General features: G+C 64.7%; 27 protein-coding genes. 18 read left to right on the forward strand and 9 right to left on the reverse strand.

Going from position 1 to position 25,853, the window contains the following annotated elements; translation table 11 throughout:
- Both RAD15_RS18230 and RAD15_RS18235 read right to left on the reverse strand, forming a co-directional pair.
- Complete coding sequence (locus RAD15_RS18230) at positions 1–1,152, reverse strand: ATP phosphoribosyltransferase regulatory subunit (protein ID WP_458179522.1); 1,152 nt, start codon at positions 1,150–1,152, stop codon at positions 1–3.
- Positions 1,153–1,289: 137 nt separating this feature from the next.
- Positions 1,290–2,045 (reverse strand): 16S rRNA (uracil(1498)-N(3))-methyltransferase, encoded by a 756-nt coding sequence (locus RAD15_RS18235; RefSeq protein ID WP_458179523.1) that lies wholly within the window; start codon positions 2,043–2,045, stop codon positions 1,290–1,292.
- Between the two features lie 210 nt (positions 2,046–2,255).
- Between RAD15_RS18235 and RAD15_RS18240 the strand changes: the two genes are divergently transcribed.
- Positions 2,256–2,930 (forward strand): hypothetical protein, encoded by a 675-nt coding sequence (locus tag RAD15_RS18240; protein WP_458179524.1) that lies wholly within the window; start codon positions 2,256–2,258, stop codon positions 2,928–2,930.
- Positions 2,927–3,865, forward strand: coding sequence for a 4-hydroxybenzoate octaprenyltransferase (gene ubiA, locus RAD15_RS18245; RefSeq protein ID WP_458179525.1), 939 nt, complete (start codon positions 2,927–2,929; stop codon positions 3,863–3,865). The genes RAD15_RS18240 and ubiA overlap by 4 nt, the downstream gene beginning before the upstream one ends.
- A 108-nt stretch (positions 3,866–3,973) precedes the next feature.
- Here the strand turns inward: ubiA and RAD15_RS18250 are convergent, their stop codons facing one another.
- Complete coding sequence (locus RAD15_RS18250; RefSeq protein WP_458179526.1) at positions 3,974–4,492, reverse strand: DUF6101 family protein; 519 nt, start codon at positions 4,490–4,492, stop codon at positions 3,974–3,976.
- Positions 4,493–4,756: 264 nt separating this feature from the next.
- Here RAD15_RS18250 and RAD15_RS18255 point away from each other — a divergent pair, with 264 nt between their 5' ends.
- From RAD15_RS18255 to lpxK, 6 genes are all read left to right on the forward strand, one after another.
- Positions 4,757–6,166, forward strand: coding sequence for a TldD/PmbA family protein (locus RAD15_RS18255; protein ID WP_458179527.1), 1,410 nt, complete (start codon positions 4,757–4,759; stop codon positions 6,164–6,166).
- A complete protein-coding gene (locus tag RAD15_RS18260; protein ID WP_458179528.1) occupies positions 6,153–6,971 on the forward strand; it encodes a 3'(2'),5'-bisphosphate nucleotidase CysQ in 819 nt (272 codons plus the stop codon). The genes RAD15_RS18255 and RAD15_RS18260 overlap by 14 nt, the downstream gene beginning before the upstream one ends.
- Before the next feature lie 61 nt (positions 6,972–7,032).
- Complete coding sequence (locus RAD15_RS18265) at positions 7,033–7,275, forward strand: DUF4170 domain-containing protein (protein WP_458179529.1); 243 nt, start codon at positions 7,033–7,035, stop codon at positions 7,273–7,275.
- Positions 7,272–7,985, forward strand: coding sequence for a lysophospholipid acyltransferase family protein (locus RAD15_RS18270; RefSeq protein ID WP_458179530.1), 714 nt, complete (start codon positions 7,272–7,274; stop codon positions 7,983–7,985). Before RAD15_RS18265 ends, RAD15_RS18270 begins: the two co-directional genes overlap by 4 nt.
- The gene (locus RAD15_RS18275; RefSeq protein WP_458179531.1) at positions 7,978–9,294 is read left to right on the forward strand and encodes a 3-deoxy-D-manno-octulosonic acid transferase; all 1,317 of its coding nucleotides are present in this window, start codon (positions 7,978–7,980) and stop codon (positions 9,292–9,294) included. Before RAD15_RS18270 ends, RAD15_RS18275 begins: the two co-directional genes overlap by 8 nt.
- Complete coding sequence (gene lpxK / locus RAD15_RS18280; protein ID WP_458179532.1) at positions 9,287–10,303, forward strand: tetraacyldisaccharide 4'-kinase; 1,017 nt, start codon at positions 9,287–9,289, stop codon at positions 10,301–10,303. Before RAD15_RS18275 ends, lpxK begins: the two co-directional genes overlap by 8 nt.
- A gap of 293 nt (positions 10,304–10,596) precedes the next feature.
- Here lpxK and RAD15_RS18285 read toward each other — a convergent pair whose 3' ends face one another.
- Complete coding sequence (locus RAD15_RS18285) at positions 10,597–10,794, reverse strand: hypothetical protein (RefSeq protein WP_458179533.1); 198 nt, start codon at positions 10,792–10,794, stop codon at positions 10,597–10,599.
- A gap of 495 nt (positions 10,795–11,289) precedes the next feature.
- On the opposite strand from RAD15_RS18285, the gene RAD15_RS18290 reads away from it, so the two are divergent.
- Positions 11,290–11,595 carry a hypothetical protein gene (locus tag RAD15_RS18290; protein WP_458179534.1) on the forward strand — a complete coding sequence of 102 codons (306 nt, stop codon included), beginning with the start codon at positions 11,290–11,292 and terminating at the stop codon, positions 11,593–11,595.
- A gap of 16 nt (positions 11,596–11,611) precedes the next feature.
- On the opposite strand, the gene RAD15_RS18295 is transcribed toward RAD15_RS18290, so the two are convergent.
- The gene (locus tag RAD15_RS18295) at positions 11,612–11,839 is read right to left on the reverse strand and encodes a DUF2093 domain-containing protein (RefSeq protein ID WP_212080178.1); all 228 of its coding nucleotides are present in this window, start codon (positions 11,837–11,839) and stop codon (positions 11,612–11,614) included.
- Positions 11,840–12,032: 193 nt separating this feature from the next.
- Here RAD15_RS18295 and RAD15_RS18300 point away from each other — a divergent pair, with 193 nt between their 5' ends.
- Together RAD15_RS18300 and RAD15_RS18305 are read left to right on the forward strand one after the other, a co-directional pair.
- A complete protein-coding gene (locus RAD15_RS18300) occupies positions 12,033–12,863 on the forward strand; it encodes a dienelactone hydrolase family protein (protein ID WP_458179535.1) in 831 nt (276 codons plus the stop codon).
- A 206-nt stretch (positions 12,864–13,069) separates the two neighbouring features.
- Entirely contained in the window at positions 13,070–13,219 is a 150-nt protein-coding gene (locus RAD15_RS18305; protein WP_458179536.1) for a hypothetical protein, read from the forward strand.
- Positions 13,220–13,532: 313 nt separating this feature from the next.
- Here the strand turns inward: RAD15_RS18305 and xseA are convergent, their stop codons facing one another.
- Positions 13,533–15,155 (reverse strand): exodeoxyribonuclease VII large subunit, encoded by a 1,623-nt coding sequence (gene xseA, locus RAD15_RS18310; protein ID WP_458179669.1) that lies wholly within the window; start codon positions 15,153–15,155, stop codon positions 13,533–13,535.
- A 138-nt stretch (positions 15,156–15,293) separates the two neighbouring features.
- Here xseA and RAD15_RS18315 point away from each other — a divergent pair, with 138 nt between their 5' ends.
- The 3 genes from RAD15_RS18315 to RAD15_RS18325 all read left to right on the forward strand — a co-directional run bounded on the left by RAD15_RS18315 (position 15,294) and on the right by RAD15_RS18325 (position 17,014).
- Positions 15,294–16,304 carry an alpha/beta hydrolase gene (locus tag RAD15_RS18315; RefSeq protein ID WP_458179537.1) on the forward strand — a complete coding sequence of 337 codons (1,011 nt, stop codon included), beginning with the start codon at positions 15,294–15,296 and terminating at the stop codon, positions 16,302–16,304.
- A 26-nt stretch (positions 16,305–16,330) separates the two neighbouring features.
- Positions 16,331–16,630, forward strand: a complete 300-nt coding sequence (locus RAD15_RS18320; protein ID WP_011090236.1) for a winged helix-turn-helix domain-containing protein — start codon at positions 16,331–16,333, stop codon at positions 16,628–16,630.
- A gap of 210 nt (positions 16,631–16,840) precedes the next feature.
- Complete coding sequence (locus tag RAD15_RS18325) at positions 16,841–17,014, forward strand: hypothetical protein (protein ID WP_458179538.1); 174 nt, start codon at positions 16,841–16,843, stop codon at positions 17,012–17,014.
- 359 nt (positions 17,015–17,373) lie between these two features.
- On the opposite strand, the gene RAD15_RS18330 is transcribed toward RAD15_RS18325, so the two are convergent.
- Together RAD15_RS18330 and RAD15_RS18335 are read right to left on the reverse strand one after the other, a co-directional pair.
- On the reverse strand, positions 17,374–18,606 hold the full coding sequence (locus tag RAD15_RS18330; RefSeq protein WP_458179539.1) for a DUF3800 domain-containing protein: 1,233 nt from the start codon (positions 18,604–18,606) through the stop codon (positions 17,374–17,376).
- Between the two features lie 34 nt (positions 18,607–18,640).
- Complete coding sequence (locus RAD15_RS18335; protein ID WP_458179540.1) at positions 18,641–19,831, reverse strand: hypothetical protein; 1,191 nt, start codon at positions 19,829–19,831, stop codon at positions 18,641–18,643.
- A gap of 456 nt (positions 19,832–20,287) precedes the next feature.
- Here RAD15_RS18335 and purD point away from each other — a divergent pair, with 456 nt between their 5' ends.
- A complete protein-coding gene (gene purD, locus RAD15_RS18340; protein ID WP_458179541.1) occupies positions 20,288–21,571 on the forward strand; it encodes a phosphoribosylamine--glycine ligase in 1,284 nt (427 codons plus the stop codon).
- 219 nt (positions 21,572–21,790) lie between these two features.
- Positions 21,791–22,696, forward strand: a complete 906-nt coding sequence (locus RAD15_RS18345; RefSeq protein WP_458179542.1) for an alpha/beta fold hydrolase — start codon at positions 21,791–21,793, stop codon at positions 22,694–22,696.
- Here RAD15_RS18345 and RAD15_RS18350 read toward each other — a convergent pair.
- Positions 22,693–23,151 (reverse strand): nucleoside deaminase, encoded by a 459-nt coding sequence (locus RAD15_RS18350; RefSeq protein ID WP_458179543.1) that lies wholly within the window; start codon positions 23,149–23,151, stop codon positions 22,693–22,695. The genes RAD15_RS18345 and RAD15_RS18350 overlap by 4 nt on opposite strands.
- Before the next feature lie 119 nt (positions 23,152–23,270).
- On the opposite strand from RAD15_RS18350, the gene RAD15_RS18355 reads away from it, so the two are divergent.
- Together RAD15_RS18355 and rsmD are read left to right on the forward strand one after the other, a co-directional pair.
- The gene (locus RAD15_RS18355) at positions 23,271–25,295 is read left to right on the forward strand and encodes a pseudouridine synthase (RefSeq protein WP_458179544.1); all 2,025 of its coding nucleotides are present in this window, start codon (positions 23,271–23,273) and stop codon (positions 25,293–25,295) included.
- The gene (rsmD, locus tag RAD15_RS18360) at positions 25,296–25,853 is read left to right on the forward strand and encodes a 16S rRNA (guanine(966)-N(2))-methyltransferase RsmD (protein ID WP_458179545.1); all 558 of its coding nucleotides are present in this window, start codon (positions 25,296–25,298) and stop codon (positions 25,851–25,853) included. It abuts the gene before it with no gap.

The following is a 25,853-nucleotide window of genomic DNA, read 5'->3' on the forward strand; positions in this document are numbered from 1 at the left end:
TTAAGCCCCCACCTTGCGGCCGATCTTCGTCAGCGCATCCACCCAGACCGAGAAGCCGACCGCGGGGATCGGCGCGGCCGATCCAAGCTGGGTCATCAGCCCGTCATAGCGGCCGCCTGCGACCAGCGGCTCGGCGCCGTTGCCCCGGTGATGCAGCTCGAATTCGAAGCCGGTGTAATAATCGAGCCCGCGTCCGAACGCGGTGGAGAAGCGCGTCTGCTTCACGTCGATGCCACGCGCCGCCATGAAGCCGACCCGGCTCTCGAACTGGTCGATCGCGGCGGTGAGGTCGAGCTTTGCATCGGCGGTGAGCGCGCGCAGCTCGGCGATGGCGTCATCCGGATTGCCCGAGACGCCCAGGAAACGCTTGAGCACGGCGATCGCCTCGCGCGAAAGGGCGCCGCCCTTCAGCGTCGATTGCTCGAGGAAGCGGTCGGCGATCTCGGAGGTGGTGCGTCCCCCGACATTGGTGGTGCCGGCGATCGACATCAGGTCGGTGACGAAGGCGAGCGCGGCCTTGCGGTCGGAGCCGGCGAGGGCTGCGAGCACGCCCTCATATTCGCTGCGGGTCGCGCTGGTGGCGGCCGCCAGCTTCTCCAGGTCTTTTTCCAGGCTGATCTTGCGGTTGAAGTCCTTGACCAGGCGGCGGCGCCAGACCGGATAGAGGTTGAGCGCGTCGAGCAGCGCATTGAACAGCGCCACGTCCCCGGTGCGGATCTCGACGTCATGGACGCCGAAGGCGGCGGTCGCCTCCAGCGCCAGCGCCAGCATCTCGGCATCAGCCGCGGCGCGGTCCTGGCGGCCAAACGATTCGATGCCGGCCTGCAAAAATTCGCTGGCCTGGCCGCTGCGGTAACGGAACACCGGGCCGAGATAGCTGAACCCGGCCGGCTGGCCGGCGCGGCCAGAGGCGAGGTAATCGCGGGCCACGGGTATCGTCAGGTCCGGGCGCAGGCAGAGCTCCTCGCCGGACAGGTCCGTCGTCAGGTACAGGCTCTTGCGGATGTCCTCGCCGGAAAGGTCCAGAAACGGCTCGGCCGGCTGCAGGATGGCGGGCTCGGCCCTGACATAGCCGGCCTGCGCAAACGACAAGAGCAGCGTATCCGCCCAGGCGGCGGAGCTGGCGGCATTTGAGGTGGCAGTCGCGGTCATAACAAGGGTCCATCGTCCCGGTGGAACCGGGCAGGGGCAAGGGCAAGCAAGCGAATTGGGGCAGCCCTTAGCATGGCCCGAAAGCGGTTTCGACCTCCAAAGGGTCAATCGCTTAACGGTCGGGCAATGCGGCGAAGCTAGGTGGTCTTGCCGCCCCAATCGCCCAGCACCGCCTGAACCAGCGCCAGCGCGACCACTGCGGCGGTGTCGGCCCGCATGATCCGGGGACCCAGCGCCAGCCGCAGGATCCTTGGCTGCCGCAGCAGCAGCGCCCGCTCTTCCTCGGCAAAGCCGCCCTCGGGGCCGATCAGCACGTCGATACCTTGTCCGGCTTCGCGTGCATTTTGCAGGCTCTGAACGGGGTTTTGGACCTCCGCCGCCTCGTCGCAGAAGATCAGCAGGCGGCCCGCAGGGCGCTGGCTGAGGTAGCGCTCCAGCGACACCGGCTCGGCGACGCTGGCGATGCTGAGGATGCCGCATTGCTCGGCGGCTTCGACGACATTGGCCCGCATCCGCTCGGTGTTGACCCGGGAGGCCTGGGTGAACCGGGTCAGCACCGGCTGTAGCGCGGCAGCGCCCATCTCGATGGCCTTCTGGACCATATAGTCCAGCCGGGCATGCTTGAGCGGGGCGAAGACATAGGCGAGGTCGGCCAGCCGGTCCTGGGGCCGGGCCTGCTGGAGGATGACGAGGCCGTCCGGCCGCTTGCGGCCCTCGATGGCGGCCTGCCATTCGCCGTCGCGGCCGTTGAAGGCCAGGACCTCGGCCCCCGCGGCAAGCCGCAGCACATTGCCGAGATAGTTGCTCTGGTCCCGGTCGAGCGCGACCCTGCCGTCCTGGGCGAGGGGGGCGTCGACGAACAGGCGGGGGGCGCGAAAATCGTGGGAGGGCATCGTTCAAAGGTCCGATTTGGGGCCGTTATTAACCGAAAGTCGCCATTCCGGGGGTAAATATTGCCAAACCGGTGCGTCTCCGCGCCGCGCTCTTGCCCTATTCGACGGGTTGTTAAGCGCTGGCGGGAATCGTAAAAACGCGAACACGCTGGTTGCGCTTCGATTGGAAGACGCCGAACCCCGTAAGCTCCTGCCGGAGAGACTATCTTGATGATCCGTCATTTGATGGTTCCGATCACTGCCGCCATGGTCGCGGTCCCCCTGGTTGTCCTGGGCGCCACCGGTGCCTGTGCGCAAAGCGCCTTCCCGGCGCCGCTGCCCGGCCAGGCCGCCCCCAGTTCGGCGTTTCCGCCGGTGAACGGCTCGGCGCCGTCCGCCTCGGTCGGCACGGCACCGCAATCGTCGTTTCCGGTGAACGGCGCCGCGCCTGTTGGCGGCTCTGGCGCCTTCAGTGCCGCCCCGCCGACGCAAGGCGGTGGCGAGGACTGCATGAAGGCGTTCATGCCCTTGCGCGAGGAGGCCGAGAAGCGCGGCAAGCTGATCAAGGCCGCGAGCGACCGTCACGCGCCGCCGGACGAGGCCTGCAAGCTGATCCGCAATTTCAGCCAGGCTGAAACGAAGATGATCAAGTACATTGAGACCAACGCGGCGAAGTGCGGAATCCCGCCGCAGGTCGGCGCGCAGATGAAGGACGGCCACAAGAACACCGAGGCCATGACGACGAAGGTCTGCAACGTCGCGCAGCAAATGCAGAACCAGCCGCGCGGTCCGGCAGGCCCGTCGCTGAGCGAGGTGCTGGGATCGGCCTCGGCGCCTGAGGCCAATGCCGGCAAGAAGGGCGGCAGCACCTTCGACACGCTCAACGGCAACGTCCTCACCCGATGAGCGACACATCCGCCCGCGTTGCCGACTCCACCGGCAACTGGGTCGATACGCTCGCGCCACAATGGGCGCGGCCCTATTTGCGATTGTCCCGCTTCGATCGTCCGATCGGCTCCTGGCTGCTGCTGATGCCGTGCTGGTGGTCGGCGGCGCTCGCCGCCGGCATGGCGCATGACGTCGGGCGCCTGCCGCTCACCATCGTCCTGTTCTTCATCGGCGCCTTCGTGATGCGCGGGGCCGGCTGCACCTGGAACGACATCACCGACCGCGATCTCGACGACAAGGTCGAGCGCACGCGTTCGCGGCCGCTGCCGTCGGGGCAGGTGACCACGAAACAGGCGCTGGCCTTCATGGTCGCGCAGGCGCTGATCGGTCTCGTGGTGCTGTTGCAGTTCAACCGCTTCGCGGTGCTGACCGGCATCGCCTCGCTTTTGATCGTCGCAATCTACCCGTTCATGAAGCGCATCACCTGGTGGCCGCAGATCGTGCTCGGCCTCGCCTTCTCCTGGGGCGCCCTGATGGGGTTTGCCGTCACCTTCGGACGCATCGACGTCACCGCGCTGGTGCTCTATGCCGGCGCGATTTCCTGGGTGATCGGCTATGACACGATCTATGCGCATCAGGACGCCGAGGACGACGCGCTGATCGGCATCAAGTCCACCGCGCGCCTGTTCGGCGCACATACGCACCAGGCGCTGATCCTGTTCTACGGGCTGGCGGTGATGCTGATCGGCGTCGCGCTGGCCTCAGGCGATGCGCGCTGGCCGGCCTGGCTCGGCCTCGCGGCCTTTGCCTTGCACCTCGCGTGGCAGATCGCGCGGCTCAGGATCGACGATCCTGATCTGTGCAAGCGCCTGTTCTACTCGAACAAATATGCAGGCTTACTGCTGTTCGCGGGGCTGCTGGCGGATGCGGTGATGCGGGCCTGGCTGTCGTAGGGTGGGCAAAGGCGCCCTTGCGCCGTGCCCACCATCTTTCCGAGATTGAGATAGAAAAAGGTGGGCACGCTTTCGCTTTGCCCACCCTACGGCACCTGTGATTGTCGCTTAGTTCCGCGCGATGATCTCGCGTTCGCCCTGATGGACCGAGAGCTCGCGCGTCATCGCCACACGACGACGCATCAGGAATTTCGGGCGGCGGACGCGGATCGCGTTGCTGCGGCGACGGCGGGGCGCCGGCTTGCGGGCGCCTTCGTCGAGTTGCGGAAGCGCGAAGAGTTCGCTCCAGACGGCCCAGGCCTCGGTAAGTTCTGCGGCATCGGCGCCGACCAGCAGCGGAACGGAGAGCGAGGGGTCGCGGTGCACGAGGACGACGGCTTGCGCCTCGTCATTGCCGCGCAGCGCGACGCCGGTGAAGTCACTGACGCGCACGTTGATCGCCATCTGCATGCCGCGGACGGCACGGCGCAGCACGACACGCTCGCGATGAAGCTCGATCTGCCTGACATGTCCGTCGGCGCGCGGATCATGCGCATCGAAGCGGACCGGAAGGGAAAGAGGGTCGAGCCGCAGGGAGCGGCTCGACCCGGCGGGAGCGACCCCGCATGCTGATGTTTGACGCCTCACGGCTTTGGTTCTCCCCGCCGGGATTATGTTCCCGGTCGATGCGAGGACCTTAGCGCGGGCCTTTCCGAAACCGCTTAAAAAGGCTGGTTAATCCAGCGTCACCGCCGCGCATGATTGACAAGACCTTGGCACGCATGATTGACGAGACGTTGCGCCAAAGGTGCGAATCTGAGCTTCTGGCGGACTGAAAATGCTTGAAGTCCGCGCGATCAGGGCACATCTGTGGGTTCCGGTCCCGAACCCCGCCCCAACAGGATTTCGTTCGTGAACTCTTCACCATCCGCAAGCTCGACGCTTTCGTCCAAGGATTCCTCCAAATCCAGCCGCGACCTGTTCGACCAGTCCGCGCTGTCGGATCTGGCGCAGCGCCTGGTGGAGGCGGCCAAGCGCGCCGGCGCCGATGCGGCCGATGCGGTCGCGGTGCGCGGCGTCTCGCAAGGCGTCGAGGTGCGCGACGGGCGCGTCGAGGAATCCGAGCGCTCCGAGGGCGATGACGTCGGCCTGCGCGTGCTGGTCGGTCAGCGCCAGGCGGTGGTCTCGACCAACGACGTCAGCGGCGATGCCGTGACCAAGCTTGCCGAGCGCGCGGTCGCGATGGCCCGCGTCGCGCCCGACGACAAATATGTCGGCCTCGCCGATCCCGCGCTGCTCGCGCGCGACTTCCCCGATCTCGATCTGCTCGATCCCGACGTGCCCGCGACCAGCGAGCTCGAGCGCCGCGCGCTCGCGGCTGAAGCTGCCGCGCTCAGCGTGAAGGGCGTGACCAAATCCGGCGGCGCTTCGGCCTCCGCGGGAATGGGCGGCATGGTGCTGGTCACCTCGACCGGCTTCCACGGTTCTTATCTGCGCTCCAGCCAAGGCATCTCGGCCACCGCCATCTCGGGCGAAGGCACCGGCATGGAGCGCGACTACGATTTCACCTCGGCGCCGCATGGCGCCGACCTGCTGTCGCCGGAGATCGTCGGCCGTTCCGCCGGCGAGCGCACCGTGGCGCGCTCCAATCCGCGCAAGGTCGAGACCTGCAAGGTGCCCGTGGTGTTCGATCCGCGCGTTGCGGGTTCGCTGGTGGGCCACGTCGTCGGCGCCATCAACGGCGCCTCGATCGCGCGCAAGACCAGCTTCCTCAAGGACAAGCTCGGCCAGCAGCTGTTTGCGAAGAACATCCGCATCGTCGACGATCCCCTGCGCAAGCGCGGCCTGCGCTCGCAGACCTTCGATGCCGAAGGCGTTGCGGTGAAGAAGATCGCGCTGGTCGACGAAGGCGTGCTGACGACCTGGCTGCTCGACTGCGCGACCGCGCGCGAGCTCGGCCTCACCACCACCGGCCATGCCCATCGCGGCGTCTCGTCGTCGCCCTCGCCCGGTCCGTACAATCTGCATCTCGAGCCCGGCACGCCAACGCCGGCCGAACTGATCGCCGACATCAAGCAGGGCTTCTACGTCACCGATCTGATCGGCTCGGGCGTGAACGGCGTTACCGGCGATTACAGCCGCGGCGCCTCCGGCTTCTGGATCGAGAATGGCGAGATCACCTATCCCGTCAGCGAAGTGACGATCGCCGGCCATTTGTTCGAGATCTTCAAGTCGATGCAGCCGGCGAACAATCTCGAATTCCGCTACGGCGTCAATGCGCCGACGGTGCGCATCGAGGGTTTGACGCTTGGCGGACGTTGAGGCGACCTCGCTGGACGAAACCATTCTGACGCGCGACGCGGCGCTGCTGCAGGACACGGTGCGGGAGGCAGGCGCGCTCGCGCAGTCGATGTTCCGCACCGAGCTGAAGAAGTGGACCAAAGGCGCGTCCTCGCCGGTCTCGGAAGCCGACATCGCCGTCAACGATCTGCTCGAAGCGCGACTGTGTTCTGCGACCCCCGACTACGGCTGGCTGTCGGAGGAAAGCGCCGACGACGCCATCCGGCTGTCGCGGCGGCTGACATGGATCGTCGATCCGATCGACGGCACGCGCAATTATCTCGGTGGCCATGACGACTGGTGCGTCAGCGTCGCGCTGGTCGAGGATGCCGCGCCGGTGCTGGCCGCGGTGTTCGCGCCGACCAGCGGGGAGTTCTTCTTCGCGGCCCGCGGCCAGGGCACGACGCTCAACGGCAAGGCCGTGCGGGCCTCGCCCGGATCGGCGCTCGACTTTGCCCGCGTCGCCGGCCCGAAGCCGATGGTCGAGCGGCTCAATACCGCCGGCGGTGAGATCAAGCTGCATCCGCGAATCGGCTCGCTCGCGCTTCGCCTGTGCCGGGTCGCCCATGGCGCGCTGGATGCGGCTTTTGCGGGGGGCAACAGCCATGATTGGGACCTTGCGGCGGCCGATTTGATCGTGCAGGAAGCGGATGGTAGGATGAGCGACCTCTCCGGAGAACCCATCCTCTATAACCGCCGGGAAGTGGCGCACGGGGTGCTGGTGGCAGCGGGACGCGATCGTCATGCGGGCATTGTCGCGCATTTTCGAAACCGTCCCTTGGCCTGAAGCGCTTTCGTCGTGCTTCTCGAACACTGCTTTGCCGGGCAGCCCGTTAGGAACAGAACTCATGCCAGATAGTGCCCCGCAACAACTGCTTCATCTCGTCATTGGCGGCGAATTGCTCGATCTCGAGCACAACACCTTCAAGAACCTGGACGACGTCGAGATCGTCGGCCTCTACCCGAACTATGCGACGGCCCACGCCGCCTGGCGGGCCAAGGCGCAGAGCACGGTCGACAATGCGCAGATGCGTTATTTCATCGTCCATCTCCACCGGCTGCTCGACCCGAATCAAGAACCGGCGCGTTGAAAAAGCTGCTTCGCAATACGCTGCGAAGCAGCTTCGTTCAGCGTGCCGTCGGGATCCTGGCGGCCGAATATCTGCGTCTGGTCTGGCGGACCAACAGGTTCACGTTCGATCCCGCTGACGTTTATGACCGCGTCGAGCCGCAGATTCCCGCGATCTTCGCCTTCTGGCACGGTCAGCACTTCCTCACCCCCTTCATCAAGAACAAGGACTGGTACAAGGCCAGGGTCCTGATCTCCCGCCACCGCGACGGCGAGTTCAACGCGATTGCCGCCGAGCGGCTCGGCATCGGCACCATCCGCGGGTCCGGCGACCATGGCGGGGCCTTCCACCGCAAAGGTGGCGTCGGCGCCTTCAAGGAAATGGTGCGCACGCTCGAGGACGGTTGTAATGTCGCGCTGACCGCCGATGTCCCCAAGCGCTCGCGCGTGGCCGGGCTCGGCATCATCATGCTCGCACGGGAATCGGGGCGGCCGATCATGCCTTTCGCGATGGCGACCAGCCGGTTCATCCGGCTGAAGAACTGGGACCGCACCACCATCAATCTGCCGTTCGGGCGAGGCGCATTGGTCGGCATCAAGGAAATCCACGTTCCGCCGGATGCCGATGCCGCCACCATGGAAGCGCTGCGGCTGGAGCTGGAAGAGACTTTGAACGAGGCGACCCGCCGCGCCTATGCGCAGCTCGGTCGCCCGGGACCTGAAGATGCCTAACTCGCTGCCCAGTTCGCTGCCGATGACGCTGCGGATGTACCGGCGCCTGGCCTCAGGCCTGGTGCCGCTTGCGCCCGCGCTGATCAAGCGGCGGCTGAAGCAGGGCAAGGAAGATCCCGAGCGCGTCGGCGAACGGCGCGGCCTGTCCCGGGACGTCCGGCCGCACGGTCCGCTGGTCTGGATCCACGGCGCCAGTGTCGGTGAGGTCCTGGCCGCGGCGGCGCTGATCGCGCGACTGCGCGATCTCAATCTGCGCATCCTGCTCACCTCGGGCACCGTCACATCCGCGGCCGTCGTCGCAAAGCGCTTTCCGCCCGACGTCATCCATCAATACGTGCCGTATGATTCCCCGCGCTATGTCGCGCGCTTCCTCGATCACTGGAAGCCGTCGCTGGCGCTGTTCATCGAATCCGATCTGTGGCCGAACCTGATCCTGGCGGGCGCTGCGCGCCGGGTGCCGATGGTGCTGATCAACGGGCGGATGTCGCCGCGTTCCTTCCCGCGCTGGCGCCGCATGTACGGCACCATCTCGGCGCTGCTCTCGCGGTTCGACATCTGTCTCGCGCAGTCGAAGACCGATGCCGAACGCTTCTCAGCGCTCGGCGGCCGCGACGTCCTCACCACGGGCAATCTCAAGCTCGACGTGCCGGCGCCGCCGGCCGATCTCGCCAAGCTCGAACGGCTGATGGCGATGACGCGCGGGCGCCCGATCATCGTCGCGGCCTCGACCCATCCGGGCGAGGACGAGATGCTGGTGGCGGCGCATCGCAGCCTCGTAGGTTTCTTTCCGCAACTCCTGACCGTGATCGTGCCGCGGCATCCGGATCGCGGCTCCTCGATCGCGGGCCTGATCACGGCCTCAGGCCTCAAGCCGGCCCTGCGCTCGCGCGAGGAATTGCCGACGGCCGCGACCGACATCTATGTCGCCGACACCATGGGCGAGCTCGGCCTGTTCTACCGACTCTCGCCGATCGTGTTCATGGGCGGATCGTTGATCCACCACGGCGGCCAGAACCCGATCGAGGCGATCAAGCTCGGTGCCGCGATCGTCCATGGCCCCCACGTCTTCAACTTCGCCGACGTCTACGAAGCACTCGATGGCAGCGGCGGTGCGCGCCTGGCCGACACGCAGGAGGCGCTGGTCAAGCAGCTCGGCCAGTTGCTGGCCGATCCCACCGTGCGCGACACGATCCAGCACGCCGGGAGCGGCGTGGTCGAGCAGCTCGGCGGCGCGCTCGATCGCACCATGACTGCGCTCGAGCCGTATCTGTTGCAATTGCGGATCGAAATGGGGGCCGCCAATGCGTGAGCCGGCCTTCTGGTACCGGCCACGTTCCCTGGAATCGCACGTGTTATGGCCGCTCGGTGCGCTCTACGGCGCGATCACCGAACGGCGCATGCTGCGCAGCGGCTTTGACTCCGGCATCCCCGTGATCTGCGTCGGCAACTACCATGTCGGCGGCGCCGGCAAGACGCCGACCGTGCTGGCGCTGACGAAGCTGTTGCGCGAGCTCGGCGAGACGCCGGTGGTGCTGAGCCGCGGCTATGGCGGGCGCCTGAAGGGCCCGGTGATGGTCGACCGCGCGCGTCACACCGCGGCTGATGTCGGCGACGAGCCGCTGATGATGGCGCGCGACGTCCCCGTTACGGTGGCGCACGACCGCCTCGACGGTGTCGCGCTGGCGAAGTCGCAAGGCGCCACCGTGATCCTGATGGATGACGGCTTCCAGAACCCGCAGCTTCTGAAGGATGCGTCGCTGATCGTGATCGACAGCGAACGCGGCCTCGGCAATGGCCAGGTGTTCCCCGCCGGCCCCTTGCGCGCGCCGCTGAGGGCCCAGCTTGGGCGCACCGACGCGCTGATCCTGATCGGCAACGGCCGAGCCGCCAACGATGTCGCGGCCGAACTTGCCAAGCGCGACAAGCCCGAGCTGCGCGCGCGCTTGAAGCCAGATGCCAGCTCGGTCGCGCAGCTCCTGGGCAGGCGGGTTTTCGCCTTCGCCGGCATCGGCGATCCCGAACGCTTTTTCCGCACCTTGCGCGCCAGCGGCATCGAGGTCGCGCGCACGCGCCCCTTCGCCGATCACCACATGTTCTCACGCGAGGAGATCGCCGCGCTCGCCGCGGACGCGCAGCGCGAGCAGCTCACGCTGGTGACGACGGAAAAGGATCTCGCGCGCCTGCGCGGCCGTGAAGATGTACCTGATGGAATCGTATCCTTCGCCGTCCAGCTCGAGTTCGACGACCCGGCAACGCTGCGGCAGCTGATCAGCGATCATCTCTACGAGGCGCGTGAGCGAAGATTCGGCAGGCGATGATGGGCCAAAGCATGATCCGGAAAAGTGCGCAGCGGTTTTCCGAAAAGATCATGCTTAAACAACAATCTAAAGCGCGATGACGATTCGTCCTAATCGCATCGCGCTTTAGCGGCCTGCAATCGCGGTTCTGCGGACCGCCATGCTCACCAGGCCCCGACGGCCATGAGCCCGATAATGGTCAGGCACGAGGCGCAGGCCACCACCACAGTATAGCATTCGGGTGTATTCATTGCGGCCTCCCAAACTGTTGCTTGGTCACTGCTACGCGGGAGAAATTCCGGTCCTGGGCCGCTTCAACTCGACGCGCCGCGACCGGTCTTGCGGTGTGCGTCCATCCCGCGATCGTCGCCCTGATCCGCAGGATGATAATCGGGCTCGAGAGCTTCGGAACGTTCGGCTGCGATCAGAAGCTGTTTCCGCATTTCAGCGAGACGGGCGCGGCAATATTCACGATAGAGCAGGTCCAATATGGTGGGCATGATCACCCCCATCGCTTGATTTTCGATTTACAGATATTCCACCGCGAATTTTCGAGGTGATCGTAGCCCGTCAGATGGCTCTTCGATATGAGCCCGTTCACAGACTGCGCCAATTCCAAAGCTCGATGGCCGCCGTTTGGTTGGCTTGATTGTCTGTGCGATAAAAAGAACAGGGCTAATTACCTAACGAGCACTGTAGCAGCTCTCTGTTTCAACAAGACTTCGTCAAACAACTTAAGGGCGCCGGATCGCAACAAAGAATCCACCACAGCGCGAATAGACTTACCATGGAGTGCAAGCCTCATTCGATGCAACGCGGACCGGCACGACGGCGATCGTTCAGGCTGTGAAACTCGCAATTGAGTGCGCGCTGACGTCGTCGAGACGCCGACACATCCATTCCCATGTCTCGCGAGAAGCCGCAGCGCCGTGCTGCCGCGGCAGCCGGCCATTCAGCCGACATTCATCGCAAACCCCCTATCGGTTTCAACCGATCAGGAGAATTCGATGAAACTGCCGTCTGCCGCCCTTGCCGCCAGCCTTGTGTGTCTGATTGTTGCGCCCGTGCTTGCACAAACGGCGCCGTCCCCTGCTCCCACTGCCACGGTGCCGGTTCCCGCAACCAAGCGCGTGACGTGCCTGGCCACGACCGCCAGCCTGAAGGGACAAGACAAGCGCGACCAGATGCAGCTCTGCATGGCGCAGGCGCGGCTCGAATGCCTGAAGCAGGCGATCGATCAGAAGGTTGTCGGCGAGCCCAGGAAGGCCTTCATCAAGACCTGCGTTGGCAGCGATGGCACGGAGCAGCAATAGAAGCGGGCCGTTGGCCTCACGGCTGCGGCTTCGGCGCGCCGGGGAAATGCCGCTGCAGCACGGCGGCTGGCGTGGCGTAGGCTTCCTGCAGGTCCACGCTCCAGTACTTCAGCTCGTCGAGCGGAATCCGCGTGTCGGTGATCGCACAGCGCACGAAGGTCCCCGGCGAGATCACGCGGAAGTCGCCGTCGAGATATTGCACCTGGGCTTCGCCATGGCCCGAGGGGCCGAACTTGTTCAGCACGGTCGAACGTCTCCGTGGAAGGGCCCTTCTTGGAAAACCTTGCAGGGCACGATGTGTTGAACGGATGTAGCATAGATAGGGTGGCTTGTCCGCCCGTTAAACCCACCGGTTTGTGATGTTTTGCCGCCGTTTCCGCGTGCTAGTGCTTCGAACGAAGGATCGCTGGTTTCGGCACCTCATACGGCAGAGTCCGATGCGCCTTCGACTGACCACCCTGTTCCTGACGCTCCTGATGTCGGCCGCGCATGCCGCGCCGGCGCCTGCGCCGCAGCAGGTCGACATTCCGCTGGCGTCGGGCATCCTGCATGCGCAGCTCTACAAGCCCGAAGGCGAGGGTCCGTTTCCGACCGTGATCGCGCTGCATGGCTGCGGCGGGCTCGGTGGCCATGCCGATCCCGTGCTGCCGCGCTATCGCGACTGGGCCGAGCGCCTGCTCAAGGCGGGCAATGCGGTGTTGATGCCCGACAGCTACGGCTCGCGCGAGCTCGGGCCGCAGTGTCGCGTCAAGGAGAGCCACGTCAAGGCGCGGCGCGAGCGCGTTGCCGACATCGCGGCGACGCGGGCGTGGCTGATGAAGCAGGGTTGGGTGGCGCGTGATCGTGTCAGCCTGATGGGCTGGGCCAATGGCGCGAGCGCGCTGCTTTGGGCCGTGCGTCCGCAGAGCACGGCGCGTGATGCCGGTCCGGATTTCCGCGCCGCGATCGCGTTCTATCCGGACTGCCGGATCTCGGCGGGTTTGGGGTGGAGCACGCGGGTGCCGACCCTGGTGCTGATCGGCGCCAATGACGACGTCTCCTCGCCGCCGGCCTGCCGCCAGATGGTCGAGGGCGCGCATGGCCGCAGCGCGCTCGCGCGCATCGTGGTCTATCCCGGCGCCTATCACGATTTCGACCGCGCCAACACGCCGCTGCACGCAGCTGCCGCCAGCACGGATGCCGCTGCGCCCGAGCGCGGTCACCTCGGCACCGACGCCGAAGCGCGCGCGGAGTCGCAGAAGGAAGTCGCAGAGTGGCTGGCGCGGTGAGGCGGATCAGCGGGCCTGCCGCGCCGTAGCTCGGTAGAGCGAAGGCGGGGCTGCCCGAGGAACAACGTAGGCGGACAGCCCCGCATCGGCCACCGCCCTGCACGGATCATGATGGCCGACCGGGAATCTACGGATCGCGCACGGCTGCGGTTTCAGCGCGTGGCCGCGCCATCATTCGACCATGATGTCGATTAAACGCAATCCCCATGCGCAACCGCTTCGTCCTGTTCTCCTCCGCACTGATCGTCTTCACCGTCGCGATCTTCCTCTATGAGGCCCACGCCGGCGCGCCACAGCTCGCCCCGGAACATTGCGGCTTCTGGACCACGATCGACGCGGGATTGTCCTGTAGGTAGGGGCGGCGGCTATCGTAGCCCGGATGAGCGAAGCGACATTCGGGACAACGGTCCCCGCATATCGCTTCGCTCATACGGGCTACGCACTGCAAACCTTCCGCGCTGATGGGTGTCGAGAGGGCGATCAAGCCTCCCCAACGTCGTCCTGGCCTAGTGCGCAATTGCGCACGGGAGCCAGGACCCATTACCCCAGGGAGTGGTTTGGCGAAGACTCGTCGTCCGGGACTGATATCGACTGCAATCGATGGATTCCGCGGTATGGGTCCTGGCTTTCGCCAGGACGACGCCGACAGCGCAGCGCCATCCTCACGCCTCAGAACAAGCTGCCCTGATCCACCGGCTTCGCCACACGCTTCGGCGCCGGCTTCGCCTCCTGCGTAGCCGGCTTCGGCTGCGCCGGCGCTCGCTTTGCCGCCGGCGGCGGGCGATCCGGATCCGCCGTTGCGCCGACACGCCCATCCGCGAATTCGATCTCCAGCCGTGCCCCGGGGCCGATCGCGCCCGCCGCATGCAGGGGATGGCCGGATTCATCGCGCACCAGGGCAAAGCCGCGCGCGAGCACGCTGCGATAGGACAGCGCCGAGAGCAGCTTGCCGCTGTTCTCGACACGCGCATCGAACCGTTGCAGCAGCGTGACCAGCGCGCGGCCGGCGCGTTCGGCCAGGCGATGCGTGCGCTCGCGCTGGCGGGCGATGGCATTGCGCTGCGCCTGCGCGTTCGAGAGTTTTGAGGCGCGCAAGCGGACTTCAAGCCCGGCAAAGCGGTCGCGCCGCTGCCGCAGCAGCGAGCGCGCGGACAGGCCGAGCCGCTCGCCGCACACGGTGAGGCGGTGATCGGCCTGCGATATCTGGCCGTGCAGCACGCGCAGCGTCAGTTTCGCACTCGCCGCGGTAAACCTGCGGAAATGCGCATGCGTGTTGGCCTTGAGGCCGCGGGGGAGCGACGCGCCCGCCGAATCCAGCCGCTGCCGCGGGATCGCCAGCAGGTCGCCCGCCGTCGGCAGCGCACGTGCGGCGGCCCGCAGCTCGTTGCGGCGGCTTTCCTGCGCACGCTGCCAATAGGCGTGGGTGCGCCGTCCGAGATCGGCGACCTCGATGAAGAGATCGCTGCGCACCGGCACCGCCATCTCGGCCGCCGCCGTCGGCGTCGGCGCGCGCTTGTCGGCGACGAAATCGATCAGCGTGATGTCGGTCTCGTGGCCGACCGCCGAGATCAGCGGGATCATGCTCTCGGCCGCCGCGCGCACCACGATCTCCTCGTTGAACGACCAGAGGTCCTCCAGCGAGCCGCCGCCGCGCGCGACGATCAGCACGTCGGGGCGTGGAATCTTGCCGCCCGGGGCAATCGCGTTGAAGCCGCGGATCGCGGCCGCGACCTGCTCGGCCGAGCCTTCGCCCTGCACCTTGACCGGCCACACCAGCACGCGGCGGGGGAAACGATCCTCAAGCCGATGCAGGATGTCGCGGATGACCGCGCCGGTCGGCGAGGTCACGACGCCGATCACCTCGGGCAGCCACGGCAGCAGCTGCTTGCGCGCCTCGTCGAACAGGCCTTCGGCGGCGAGCTTCTTCTTGCGCTCTTCCATCAGCGCCATCAGCGCGCCGATGCCGGCCGGCTCCAGCGCCTCGATGACGATCTGGTATTTCGAGGAGCCCGGATAGGTCGTCAGCTTGCCGGTGGCGATGACTTCCAGCCCTTCCTGGGGCTTGAAGCGCATGCGGCCGTGCACGCCCTTCCAGATCACGGCCTCGATCTTGGCGCTCTCATCCTTGAGCGCGAAATAGCAATGGCCGGAGGAGTGCGGCCCACGAAAGCCGGAAATCTCGCCGCGGACCCGGACATGGCCAAAGGCGTCCTCGACCGTCCGCTTCAGGGACAGCGAGAGCTCGGAGACGGTGAATTCAGGCGCGTTGAGCAGGGGTTCCGCAGGCGGCATCGGCAAACGATTCGGCATTTTGGGGTCAGACCCGACGTTAAGGATTTTCGCAGCGCGGCGCCAATCCAGAGATTGATATGAAGAGTACTCTGTAATATAGAGTTCTCTATTGATTGATGGGTTTGAGGGAGTTGAGTCATGGCGATCCGGCTGCTGCGCGGCGTTTTGAACGGCCTGAAATGGGCCCTGTGTGCGGTCGGCGCCGTGGCGCTGATCCTGACCGCGATGATCGCAACGCCACTGGAGCGGCCGCCGGAGATGCGATCGGTCTCCGACTCCGCCAAGGGGATCGACTGGTCCACGCTGCCCGCGCTCGAGCGCTTCCAGGCCCGCGACGGCACCTGGATCGGTTTTCGCCACTACGCACCGAACGGACCCGCCACGGGCGGCGGCGCGATCTTCATCCACGGCTCCTCCGGCTCCAGCGGCACCGTCAACCACGCGCTGACCCATGCGATCGCCGCGCGCGGCGTGGAGACCTGGGCGCTCGACATCCGCGGCCATGGCGGCTCCGGCACGCGCGGCGACATCGGTTATGTCGGCCAGCTCGAAGATGATCTCGTCGATTTCGTCGCCCACGTCCGCAAGACCGCGCCCGATCTGCCGCTGACCTTGATCGGCCATTCCGCCGGCGCCGGCTTCTCGCTGCGTGTCGCGGCGACCCCGATCATGCAGGACATGTTCGTGCGCACCGTGCTGCTCGCGCCCTATCTCGGCTATGACGCGCCGACCAACAAGCCGAAAGCCGGCGGCTGGGCCAACGCCGACATGCCGCGCTACTTCGGTCTTGCCGCGCTGCGCAAGCTCGGCATCGACTGCTGCTCGCAGCTTCCGGTGCTCGCCTTGGCGGTGCCGCAGGATTCGGCGCGATATCTCGTCTCCACCTATTCCGATCGCCTGATGCGCAATTTCGGCACGCGCGGCTATCGCATCGATCTTCCCTTGACGACACGTCCGATCACGATCTTCGGCGCCGCCGGGGACGAGATGATGATCTCGGACAAATATGCCGAGACCGTGCAAGCGGTGAAGCCTTCGGTTGACGTCAAGGTCATCGACGGCATCAACCACATGGGCATCGTCACCAACCCGAAGGCGGTCTCGGTCATCGCCGAGGACGTCGCAACGCGCGGGGCAGGGCAGTCATGATCGACAGCAAGGAGGCGTCCGCAGCGCTGGCCGAGCTCGACGACATCATCCATCAGCCGCTGCGGCTCAAGATCATGGCGGCCTTGAACGCGCTGCCTGCGACGGCTGGTTTGGAGTTCTCACGCCTGAAGAAGCTCACCGGCGCGACCGACGGCAATCTCGGCGCGCATATCGAGACGCTCGCGAAGGCCGGCTACGTCTCGGTGGAGAAAGCGTTCGTGGGGAAGAAGCCGCAGACGACAGTGACGGCCACGGCGGCGGGGCGCGGGGCGTTTGCGCGGCATGTGGCGACGTTGCAGGAGATCATTGCGGGGAAGCAGGTTTGAGAGAAAGCTTCTAGGAAGCGTTGCGAGCCAAGGAGTTCACCTCTTCAATTGAATCCGACAGGGCAGCCCGCTGGCAGCCTATTCTGCACATACAATGCAATGCCCTGAAGGGAGTGAATTGCGGGCGTCGAAAGATTTTCCAGTCTGCGATTTGAAACATCGCGGTGATCGGGGTAAAATCCGCATATTCAATAACATTAGGAGATTTATATGATCTATTTTACCAACATATTCCGCAACGCCCACGGTCACACCTATTTCAGTGGCATCGCTCATCGCACTGAAGCCGACGCTCTGCGCGCCGCTGCGAGATGTCCTCGCACATATGTGACTACCGTCCGCGTGGATGTAACCGATCCCGCCGCTATCGCCGCCCTGGGTTAAGGGCGGCTTCGTTATCCCGGCGGGAGTGGACGGTGGACCGTGCTACGGCCCATCTTGGATGCGATCGACTCGGCGCGAAGCTCCATGAATATGCCGAGCTGCTCGACTCCTAACAACGAAGGGCATGTAGTTGTAGGATGGGTTGAGCCCTTGCGAAACCCATCGTTTTCCTAATTACCGCTCTCCGTCATTTGACTGCAAGTGACGACGAATCGCTGATGGCGCCCGGTCGGCTAGCTTTACGGAGCTTAGAGCAACATGTGTGATGGGTTTCGCAAGGCTCACACGGGCTGCAATTATCGTGTCTCACTTCAGGGGTGCAGTCCAGCACTGTCACCGTGAGAAGGAGGCATTTGCTCTTATCCAGCGGACTGATCTGTATCATCCCCAAGCAACCGATCTTCCTGAAGGGCGTCTCTCATAAACGGTGCGACGCCGTCTTGTTCATATTGCTTCATCGAAGCCTGCCGCCGTTCTTCGGACAATTGGAGGAGCTTACGGCCAGCTTCGATCTTCTGACCGTCCATCGGTTTGAAGAAGACCTCACCCCATTTTTCCATCAACTGCTTTTCAACACCAGCGAATGAAAAATCGTCGTGCCATCCCCTTTGCAGGACTAGATACAGCAATCTCGCGCACGATTCCGGGAGGTCTTTACCTTTGAGAGCTTGCCCATAAAGCCACAGCGCCAAATCCGCAATTTGGATGCCGGGACTATGTTCGTCCGAACTTATTACGAACTCGCTGCCTGGCGCCAATTGGAGACTATAGCTTTCACCTGCCCACTCGATGACGTCGGGCGAGGCGTTCGAGAACATCTCATGCCAAGTTTGTAGCATTGAGCCAAACTCGCTTTGCTCGTCATGAGTAATACGCTTGATCTTTTTTTTCCAAAGCTCCGAAAAATTCTGGAGTCCTCTGAGCAAATTTGCAAAGGCGACGAGATTAGGAAAGTGACCTTGTTTTGCGATCTTCTGCTCCGTAGCGAAATGAATGCTCTCGGGGTGCCGAATAATCCAATCAAGCCCAGCGCCTAAGACTTCTCGAGATCGTTCATCGGGTAAGATATGCAACTGCGCCTTCAGCGCGGAACAAATTCCCGGAAGCGCTTCTCGAGATTTATCTTCGTTTGGCAGTAGGAGGCACTTCCAGAAGTTTTTCGCGATCTCGTCGTTGATCGTTGCCGCGAGCTTAAATGCGAGCATAATTTTCAGCGGTCGAATATTGTACGCGTGCCAGGGAACGGCCGCATTCTCTCCGGAGTCAAACAGAACGTCGAACATCTTGGTCGCGAGCAAGTACCGTTTTTCTACCCGCGACACAAAGAAATGAACGCCGGCGGTATCCAGTAGAGAATAGAGATCGTCGGCAATCGCTTCTAGCCGGCCCAGTCCGAGTTCGTTGGCATGAAGAGCATTAGCACCTAGCTTTTTGGCAATGCCGCTTACTTGGCCTCCCCAACGGAGGTCAAAATCTCCTTTGCTTACCAACGCGGCGGTGAAGAAATCAGGCTGAGCTACATCGAAAATATTCTTCCCCGTGTTTCCTGATTCGTCGACGTAAACATAAATTGGTATCTTTGATGCGCCCATTAATAAGCCTTTTGTCCAATTAAGGTGCGGGTGCCTATGTGAGCGCCGCACGGAGTGTCGGAAAGAAAGTGGATATTGGAGTCTCGACTGCCTCAGGAGCTTCGAGCGCTCGCCTTATGTGCGAGGATATATCCGTTTGATATGTGCCAATGCGCGGAGCGAACGAGTAAATATCAGAGGTATCGATGATAACAGTCCTCATCTGGTTGACGTCGAATGGTATCGTGTCCGCCTTTCGAACAATTTGTACGATCGGCAACCGCATCATATGACGGATGGCCAACTCATAGAATACATTTGGGTTGTGGTAAGACATATCAACAATTACGAGGCGAGCCTTGACCAGAAATTCCATGATCTGCTTGGTGATCATTCCCGGCTTGTCTATCTGATCGGCCCGCACCAGTGACAAACCGAACGATGCCACGGCCGGTTCGATGAGCGTGCCCATGAAGAGGTCAGAATGCTGGCGATACTCGCTGTCAGCTGCGCCGATGGGACTGATGTAGAAGCACGTAGCTTCGAATTTGGCGTGATCCGCGGTGATGACAGCGCCGGCCGGTGGAGTTGTGGGCGGTAGAAGGGATGACGGAAGCGCTCCCAAGGTCGTCTGTCCCGCAGGCTGTTGAACGGCATCCACCGCCGCGTCTTTAGAAACGAGCCGTTCAGCACCAGACAGCATCGCTAACAGGCCGACATATCGTGCGTTGAGGATAAATGTTTCGACGGCCTCAGGAGCTGCATCTCTGCTTTCACCAAACTCCACGGCTGTATCAATCAGCGCCGTCTTCGCCGGCAAAGCCCTGCCCACAAATCGCTCGTGGAGTTTTGCGAAAATCTCGATGTCTTCTATCGAGAGCTTGATCTTTGCACGCAATTGGTCTCGTGCGGGTATTTGCGGGTCAACAGTGCGTAAACCATCTTGCGTCAACTCAAGCGTTTCGCTTGCATAGTTGCCCTTGATGAGCCCGTACTTGTTCGCGTTTGTTACCAGCATGCGGCTCGCGCCGCTATCTGGTGACTTGCCGATATGGTCGAACAGCGATAGCCTACGGACGGCTTCACCGCTTCCAAACTCGAACATACTCTTTACAAAATCGATGCTGTCTTCGAACGGCGCGGCCGGAAAGCTGCGTACTGTACGCTTGCGTCGCGCAACCTCCTTTTCAACCTTCTCATTTGCGGCCGCGATGGTCTCCGAAGTAGCCCTTCCCTTGCGCGCCATTCTCTGCCCTCTTTCTTGCGAGTTCCCAGATAACACTCGCACAGATAGCGACGCAACGAGACTACCCGGTTGGCCCTGTGGAGAAGCTGAGCGACTCAGGCGCCGCACGAGCCTCCCTGCCACGAAAAAGACGCTGCCCCTGCGAGAGATGGCCTGAGCGCCTTAAAGTTCTAGCATCGGCGCCATGGTACAATTTTCAAAAATGCGATACTGTTCAATGAGATAAGCCATGCTGTGAATGACAGTCGTGCGCTTGAGCCTCCTCAGCGCAAATATTTGGCTGGTGGAAAGCCGCGACGCGTCCCGGTTCACACTTTGTGCATCTGGCTCGGCACGATGATGCTCGGCTCGCGCCAAGGTAGCGCGTCCCGATGGGGAGTGTGGGCCCGCCCCCTTGAGCCCCACCCCGATTCGTGCGACCTCCGCCCCAGCAAAACCCCTCATTTCGAGCCTTCGATGCACATTCTCCTGCTCGGTTCCGGCGGCCGCGAACATGCTCTGGCGTGGAAGATCGCAGCCTCTCCCCTGGTGACCAAATTCTGGTGCGCGCCCGGCAATGCCGGCATCGCGCGCGAGGCGGAGTGCGTGGCGCTCGATGTCGCCGACCATGCCGCCGTGATCGACTTCTGCAAAAAGAACGCCGTCGAGCTCGTCGTGGTCGGCCCGGAGACGCCGCTGGCGGCCGGCATCGTTGACGACCTCACCGCCGCCGGCATCAAGGCGTTCGGCCCGAACAAGATCCCCGCCCAGCTCGAAAGCTCCAAGGGGTTTACCAAGGCGCTGTGCACCGAATTCGGCATTCCGACCGGCGCCTACAAGCGATTCACCAACGCCGATGATGCGCGCGCCTATGTGCAGAGCCAGGGCGCTCCGATTGTCGTCAAGGCCGACGGACTTGCCGCCGGCAAGGGCGTCGTCGTTGCCAAGACCGTGCGCGAGGCCGAGGACGCCATCGCCATGATGTTCGAGGGCGCCTTTGGCGAGGCCGGCGCCGAGGTCGTGATCGAGGAATTTTTGCCGGGCCGCGAGATCAGCTTCTTCGCGCTGTGCGACGGCGAGACCGCCATTCCGCTGGCCTCCGCGCAGGACCACAAGCGCGTGTTCGACCATGACGTCGGCCCGAACACCGGCGGCATGGGCGCCTATTCACCGACGCCGCTGGTCACGCCCGCGATCCACGACGCGATCATGGCCAAGATCATCCTGCCGACGGTCGCCGGCATGAAGCAGCGCGGCACCCCGTTCCGCGGCATTCTCTACGCCGGCATCATGCTGACGACGCAGGGCCCGAAGCTGTTCGAGTTCAACGTGCGCTTCGGCGATCCCGAGTGCCAGGTGCTGATGCTGCGCATGGTGTCGGACATCGTGCCGGCGTTCCTGGCCGCCTGCGACGGGGAGTTGAAGCATTTCGATCTGCGCTGGCATCCGGACTCCGCGCTCACCGTGGTGATGGCGGCGAAGGGCTATCCCGGCGACTACCAGAAGGGCACGCGCATCGAGGGGCTGGAGGACGCCGCCAAGGGGGACACCGTCGAGATTTTCCATGCCGGAACGGTCGCGAAGGACGGCGCGATCCTCGCCAATGGCGGCCGCGTGCTCAATGTCTGCGCGCTTGGCAAGACCGTCACGGAGGCGCAGGCGCGCGCCTATCAGGCGGTCGACCGGATCAACTGGCCCGAGGGCTTCTGCCGCCGCGACATCGGCTGGCAGGCGGTGGAGGCCGAGAAGGCCAAAACTTAACTCGTCACGGGTTAGCTCGTCATTCCGGACGGCGCGCAACGCGCCGATCCGGAATCTCGACATTTGCGCCACCGCGCCGCCACATCGACGTTCCAGAAATGCGCAATCAGCTGTAGGGGTTAGAAACCCCGCTGATAATACCGCTACTGTGCATGGGGTTGTTTTCGACTTTTTGTTTTGTCGGGGCTGCCCGGCCACGACCAGATAAGGATGCAGAAGATGTCCGATCTCGCCGACCTCTACCCCGGCTTCGCCTCGGAATGGATCAACACCTCCTTCGGCCGCATCTTCGCCCGCGTCGGCGGCAGCGGGCCGCCGCTGCTGCTGCTGCACGGCTTCTCCGAGACCCATGTGATGTGGCACCGCGTCGCGCCGCAGCTGGCCGACGCCTTCACGCTGATCATCGCCGACCTGCCGGGCTACGGCTGGTCCGACATGCCCGAGAGCGATGCGCTGCACATCCCCTACAGCAAGCGCGCGATGGCCAAGGCCATGGTCGAGGCGATGGAGCGGCTCGGCCACGTCCACTTCGCGCTCGCCGGCCACGACCGCGGCGGCCGCGTGTCGTATCGGTTGGCGCTCGACCATCCCGGCCGGCTGTCGAAGCTCGCCGTGCTCGATATCCTGCCGACCTATAATTACTGGGAGCGGATGAACCGCGCCTATGCGCTGAAGATCTATCACTGGACCTTCCTCGCCCAGCCCGCGCCGCTGCCGGAGACGCTGATCTCGTCCAACGGCGAGTTCTTCCTGCGCTTCAAGATGGCGAGCCAGACCAAATCGAAGACGCTGGATGCCATCGACAAGCGCGCGCTCGAGCACTACATCGCCCCGTTCCGCGATCCCGCCCGCGTGCATGCGATGTGCGAGGACTACCGCGCCGGCGCCTATTTCGACTACGACCTCGACAAGGCCGATTTCGATTCCGGCAAGAAGATCACGGTCCCGATGCTGGCGCTGTGGGGCAATGCCGGCGTCGCGCAGGCCGCCGCCACCCCGCTCGACACCTGGCGGCAATGGGCGACCAATGTCGTGGGCATGCCGGTGGACTCAGGTCACTTCCTCACCGAGGAGAACCCGGATGTCACGGCGAAGGCATTGCGGGAGTTTTTCTCGGAGGGTTAGCGCCGCTCGCGGAAGAACTCCCTGAGCAGCCGCGCGGACTCGCTCTCGCCGACCCCGGAGTAGACGTCCGGCGCGTGATGGCAGGTCGGCGCGGCGAAGAACCGCACGCCCGACTCGACCGCGCCGCCCTTGGGGTCGGCCGCGCCGTAATAGAGCCGCCTGACCCTTGCAAAGGAGATGGCGCCCGCACACATGGTGCAGGGCTCCAGCGTCACGTAGAGGTCGCAGTCCACGAGGCGCTCGCTGCCGATCTTTTTTGCCGCCTCGCGCAGCGCCACGAGCTCGGCATGGGCCGTTGGGTCATGGTCGGTCAGCGTCCGGTTACCGGCGGTGGCGATGACCTCGTTATCCCGGACCACCACGCACCCGATCGGAACTTCGCCCGATTTTCCGGCCTTTTCGGCCGCCAGAAGCGCCAAATCCATGAAAGAAGGGGCTTTCATGCCTCGTATCATCGCCAGAAACCTGCTACTAGCTCCGCCTTCAGCAAGAGTGGATACCGATTTTGCCTGAGCATGCGGCTCGGAACGAGCGCGCACAATGCTTTCTGGCTACCCCCTGAGTGAGATCATTCATGCCTCGCGACAGCGACAAAGACAACGATTCCCGCGGCCGGCGTGACCGAGGCCCCGCCAAAGGCCGTTCCGGCAAGGCGCGCGGCCCCGAGAAGAAGTTCGCCAAGCGCGGCTTCGAGGGCAAGGGCGACGGCGACAAGCGTCCGCCCCGCGGCGACCGCGACAGCCGTCCGCCCCGTGGCGACCGCGAGGGCCGCCCCTTCCGCCGCCGCGAGGAGGGCGATGCCCCGCGCCGCGATTTCAGCGACCGTCCGCGCTTCAAGCGCGACGACCGTGGCGGTGAGGGCCGTGGCGAGCGCAGCTTCAAGCCGCGTGGCGACCGTCCCTTCTCCGATCGCTCCTCGCGCGATGGCGAGAAGCGGCCCTTCAAGCCGCGTGGTGACCGCCCGTCCTTTGGTCGCGACGACCGTCCGCCGCGCAGCCGGGATCGCGACGATTCGCGGCCGGCCAGCCGGTCCGGTGGTGAGAGGAAGTTTGGCGACAAGCGGCCGTATTCGCCGCGTGGCGAGCGTCCGGAGCGCAAGTTCGACGGCGAGCGGAAGTTTTCGCGCGGCGGCGAGCGCGGCGAGCGCAGCGATTCCAAGCCGTGGCAGAAGCGCGACGATCGTCCGCGCGGTGATCGACCGCCGCGCAAGGACTTCAGCAAGGGCCCGCGCAAGGATTTCGGCGGCCGCGATCGCAGCGAGGACAAGCCCTGGCAAAAGCGCGACGACCGTCGCGACAGCGGCCGTGGCGAGGACCGCCCGCGCTTCTCGCGCCCGCGCGACGAAGGCGGCGATGACCGCCCGCGTTTCTCGCGTCCGCGCGAAGAGCGCTCCGGTGACGATCGTCCGAGGTTCAACCGCTCGCGCGAGGGACGGCCGGAAGGTCGCAGGGACTGGCAGGAGCATCCGCGCAGCGAGGGCCGTTTCGGCGACCGTCCGCGCCGCGACAACGAGGACGACAGCAGGATCTTCGAGAAGCGCCCCGCCTTCGGCGGCCGCGGCGCCTATCGCGAGCGCGATCGTGATTTCGACCGCCGGCCGCGCCGCGAAGAGGCACCGAAGCCGAAGAAGGCCGGCGAGCGCATCGCCAAGGTGCTGTCGCGCGCGGGCCTCGCCTCGCGCCGCGATGCCGAGGAGATGGTCACGCAGGGCCGCGTCACCGTCAACGGCCGCGTCATCAACTCGCCGGCGCTCGACATCACGAAGAACGACGTCGTCCTGGTCGACGGCAAGCCGTTGCCCGAGCGCGAGCGCACGCGGCTGTTCCTCTATCACAAGCCGCGCGGGCTGATGACGACGCATGATGACCCCGAAGGGCGCCCGACCGTGTTCGACAATCTGCCCGAAGGCCTGCCGCGGCTGATCTCGATCGGCCGGCTCGACTTCAACACCGAGGGCCTGTTGCTGCTCACCAATGACGGCGGGCTCGCGCGCACGCTCGAGCTGCCCGACACCGGCTGGCTGCGCCGCTATCGCGTCCGCGCCCATGGCGACGTGACGCAGGCGCAGCTCGACGAGCTCAAGAACGGCATCGAGGTCGATGGCGTCAAATACGGCCCGATCGAAGCTACGCTGGAGCGCGACCAGGGCGCCAATGTCTGGCTGGTGTTCGCGATCCGCGAAGGCAAGAACCGCGAGGTGCGCAATGTCTGCGCGCATCTCGGGCTCGAGGTGAACCGCCTGATCCGCGTCTCCTACGGCCCGTTCCAGCTCGGCGAGGTCCCCGAAGGCCAGGTCGAGGAGATCCGCTCGCGCGTGCTGCGCGAGCAGCTCGGCGACAAGGTGATCGAGAAGTCGGGGGCACAGTTCGACGTGCCCGCGAAATCCGCCGAGCGCGTCGACGACGCGCCGAGCGAGAAGAAACCCGCCAGCAAGCGTGCCGTGATCAACGACCGCAAGGGCCGCCGCGTGCTGGTGCAGCGCACCGGCAGCGAGGAGGCGCGCGAGCGCAACGAGGACGAGGCCAACGGCTATGGTCCGCCGCGCCGTCCCAAGCGCGGCTATCACGGCAAGCGCGACCTGACGCCGCGGGAGGACTAGTTGCGCGTCGTCGGCGGTCGCTTGAAGGGGCGCAATCTCGCCTCACCGTCCTCGCGCGACATCCGCCCCACGGCGGACCGCCTGCGCGAGTCCGTGTTCAACATCCTCGTGCACGCCTACGACGATCCGATTCCGGACGCGCGCGTGCTCGATCTCTTCGCCGGCACCGGCGCGCTCGGCATCGAAGCGTCGTCACGCGGCGCAAAATTCACGCTGTTCGTCGACAACGGTGCGGAGGCGCGGGCGCTATTGCGCAACAATGTGGAATCGCTCGGTCTCGGCGGCGTGACGAAAGTCTACCGCCGCGACGCGACCGATCTTGGCCCTGCGCATCCCGTCGAGCCGTTCTCGCTGGCGTTTCTCGATCCGCCCTACGGCAAGGGCTTTGCCGAGAAGGCGCTCGCGAGCCTGCGCGACGGTGGCTGGCTCACGCCGGGCGCGTTGCTCGTGGTGGAAGAGGCGACGGCCGCGCAATTCGTCACGCCGCAAGGGTACGAGGAATTGGAGCGGCGGGCGTATGACGACACGGAATTCGTGTTTTTGAAACGCAACGCGTAA

Source organism: Bradyrhizobium sp. 14AA, assembly GCF_054185205.1.

Excerpts from the sequence above, each read along its gene's own strand:
- RAD15_RS18230 (WP_458179522.1), bottom strand. The coding sequence starts at position 1,152 with ATGACCGCGACTGCCACCTCAAATGCCGCCAGCTCCGCCGCCTGGGCG.
- RAD15_RS18235 (WP_458179523.1), bottom strand. The coding sequence starts at position 2,045 with ATGCCCTCCCACGATTTTCGCGCCCCCCGCCTGTTCGTCGACGCCCCC.
- RAD15_RS18240 (WP_458179524.1), top strand. The coding sequence starts at position 2,256 with ATGATCCGTCATTTGATGGTTCCGATCACTGCCGCCATGGTCGCGGTC.
- ubiA (WP_458179525.1), top strand. The coding sequence starts at position 2,927 with ATGAGCGACACATCCGCCCGCGTTGCCGACTCCACCGGCAACTGGGTC.
- RAD15_RS18265 (WP_458179529.1), top strand. The coding sequence starts at position 7,033 with ATGCCAGATAGTGCCCCGCAACAACTGCTTCATCTCGTCATTGGCGGC.
- RAD15_RS18275 (WP_458179531.1), top strand. The coding sequence starts at position 7,978 with ATGCCTAACTCGCTGCCCAGTTCGCTGCCGATGACGCTGCGGATGTAC.
- lpxK (WP_458179532.1), top strand. The coding sequence starts at position 9,287 with ATGCGTGAGCCGGCCTTCTGGTACCGGCCACGTTCCCTGGAATCGCAC.
- RAD15_RS18285 (WP_458179533.1), bottom strand. The coding sequence starts at position 10,794 with ATGGGGGTGATCATGCCCACCATATTGGACCTGCTCTATCGTGAATAT.
- RAD15_RS18290 (WP_458179534.1), top strand. The coding sequence starts at position 11,290 with ATGAAACTGCCGTCTGCCGCCCTTGCCGCCAGCCTTGTGTGTCTGATT.
- RAD15_RS18300 (WP_458179535.1), top strand. The coding sequence starts at position 12,033 with ATGCGCCTTCGACTGACCACCCTGTTCCTGACGCTCCTGATGTCGGCC.
- RAD15_RS18305 (WP_458179536.1), top strand. The coding sequence starts at position 13,070 with ATGCGCAACCGCTTCGTCCTGTTCTCCTCCGCACTGATCGTCTTCACC.
- xseA (WP_458179669.1), bottom strand. The coding sequence starts at position 15,155 with ATGCCGCCTGCGGAACCCCTGCTCAACGCGCCTGAATTCACCGTCTCC.
- RAD15_RS18315 (WP_458179537.1), top strand. The coding sequence starts at position 15,294 with ATGGCGATCCGGCTGCTGCGCGGCGTTTTGAACGGCCTGAAATGGGCC.
- RAD15_RS18325 (WP_458179538.1), top strand. The coding sequence starts at position 16,841 with ATGATCTATTTTACCAACATATTCCGCAACGCCCACGGTCACACCTAT.
- RAD15_RS18330 (WP_458179539.1), bottom strand. The coding sequence starts at position 18,606 with ATGGGCGCATCAAAGATACCAATTTATGTTTACGTCGACGAATCAGGA.
- RAD15_RS18335 (WP_458179540.1), bottom strand. The coding sequence starts at position 19,831 with ATGGCGCGCAAGGGAAGGGCTACTTCGGAGACCATCGCGGCCGCAAAT.
- purD (WP_458179541.1), top strand. The coding sequence starts at position 20,288 with ATGCACATTCTCCTGCTCGGTTCCGGCGGCCGCGAACATGCTCTGGCG.
- RAD15_RS18345 (WP_458179542.1), top strand. The coding sequence starts at position 21,791 with ATGTCCGATCTCGCCGACCTCTACCCCGGCTTCGCCTCGGAATGGATC.
- RAD15_RS18350 (WP_458179543.1), bottom strand. The coding sequence starts at position 23,151 with ATGATACGAGGCATGAAAGCCCCTTCTTTCATGGATTTGGCGCTTCTG.
- RAD15_RS18355 (WP_458179544.1), top strand. The coding sequence starts at position 23,271 with ATGCCTCGCGACAGCGACAAAGACAACGATTCCCGCGGCCGGCGTGAC.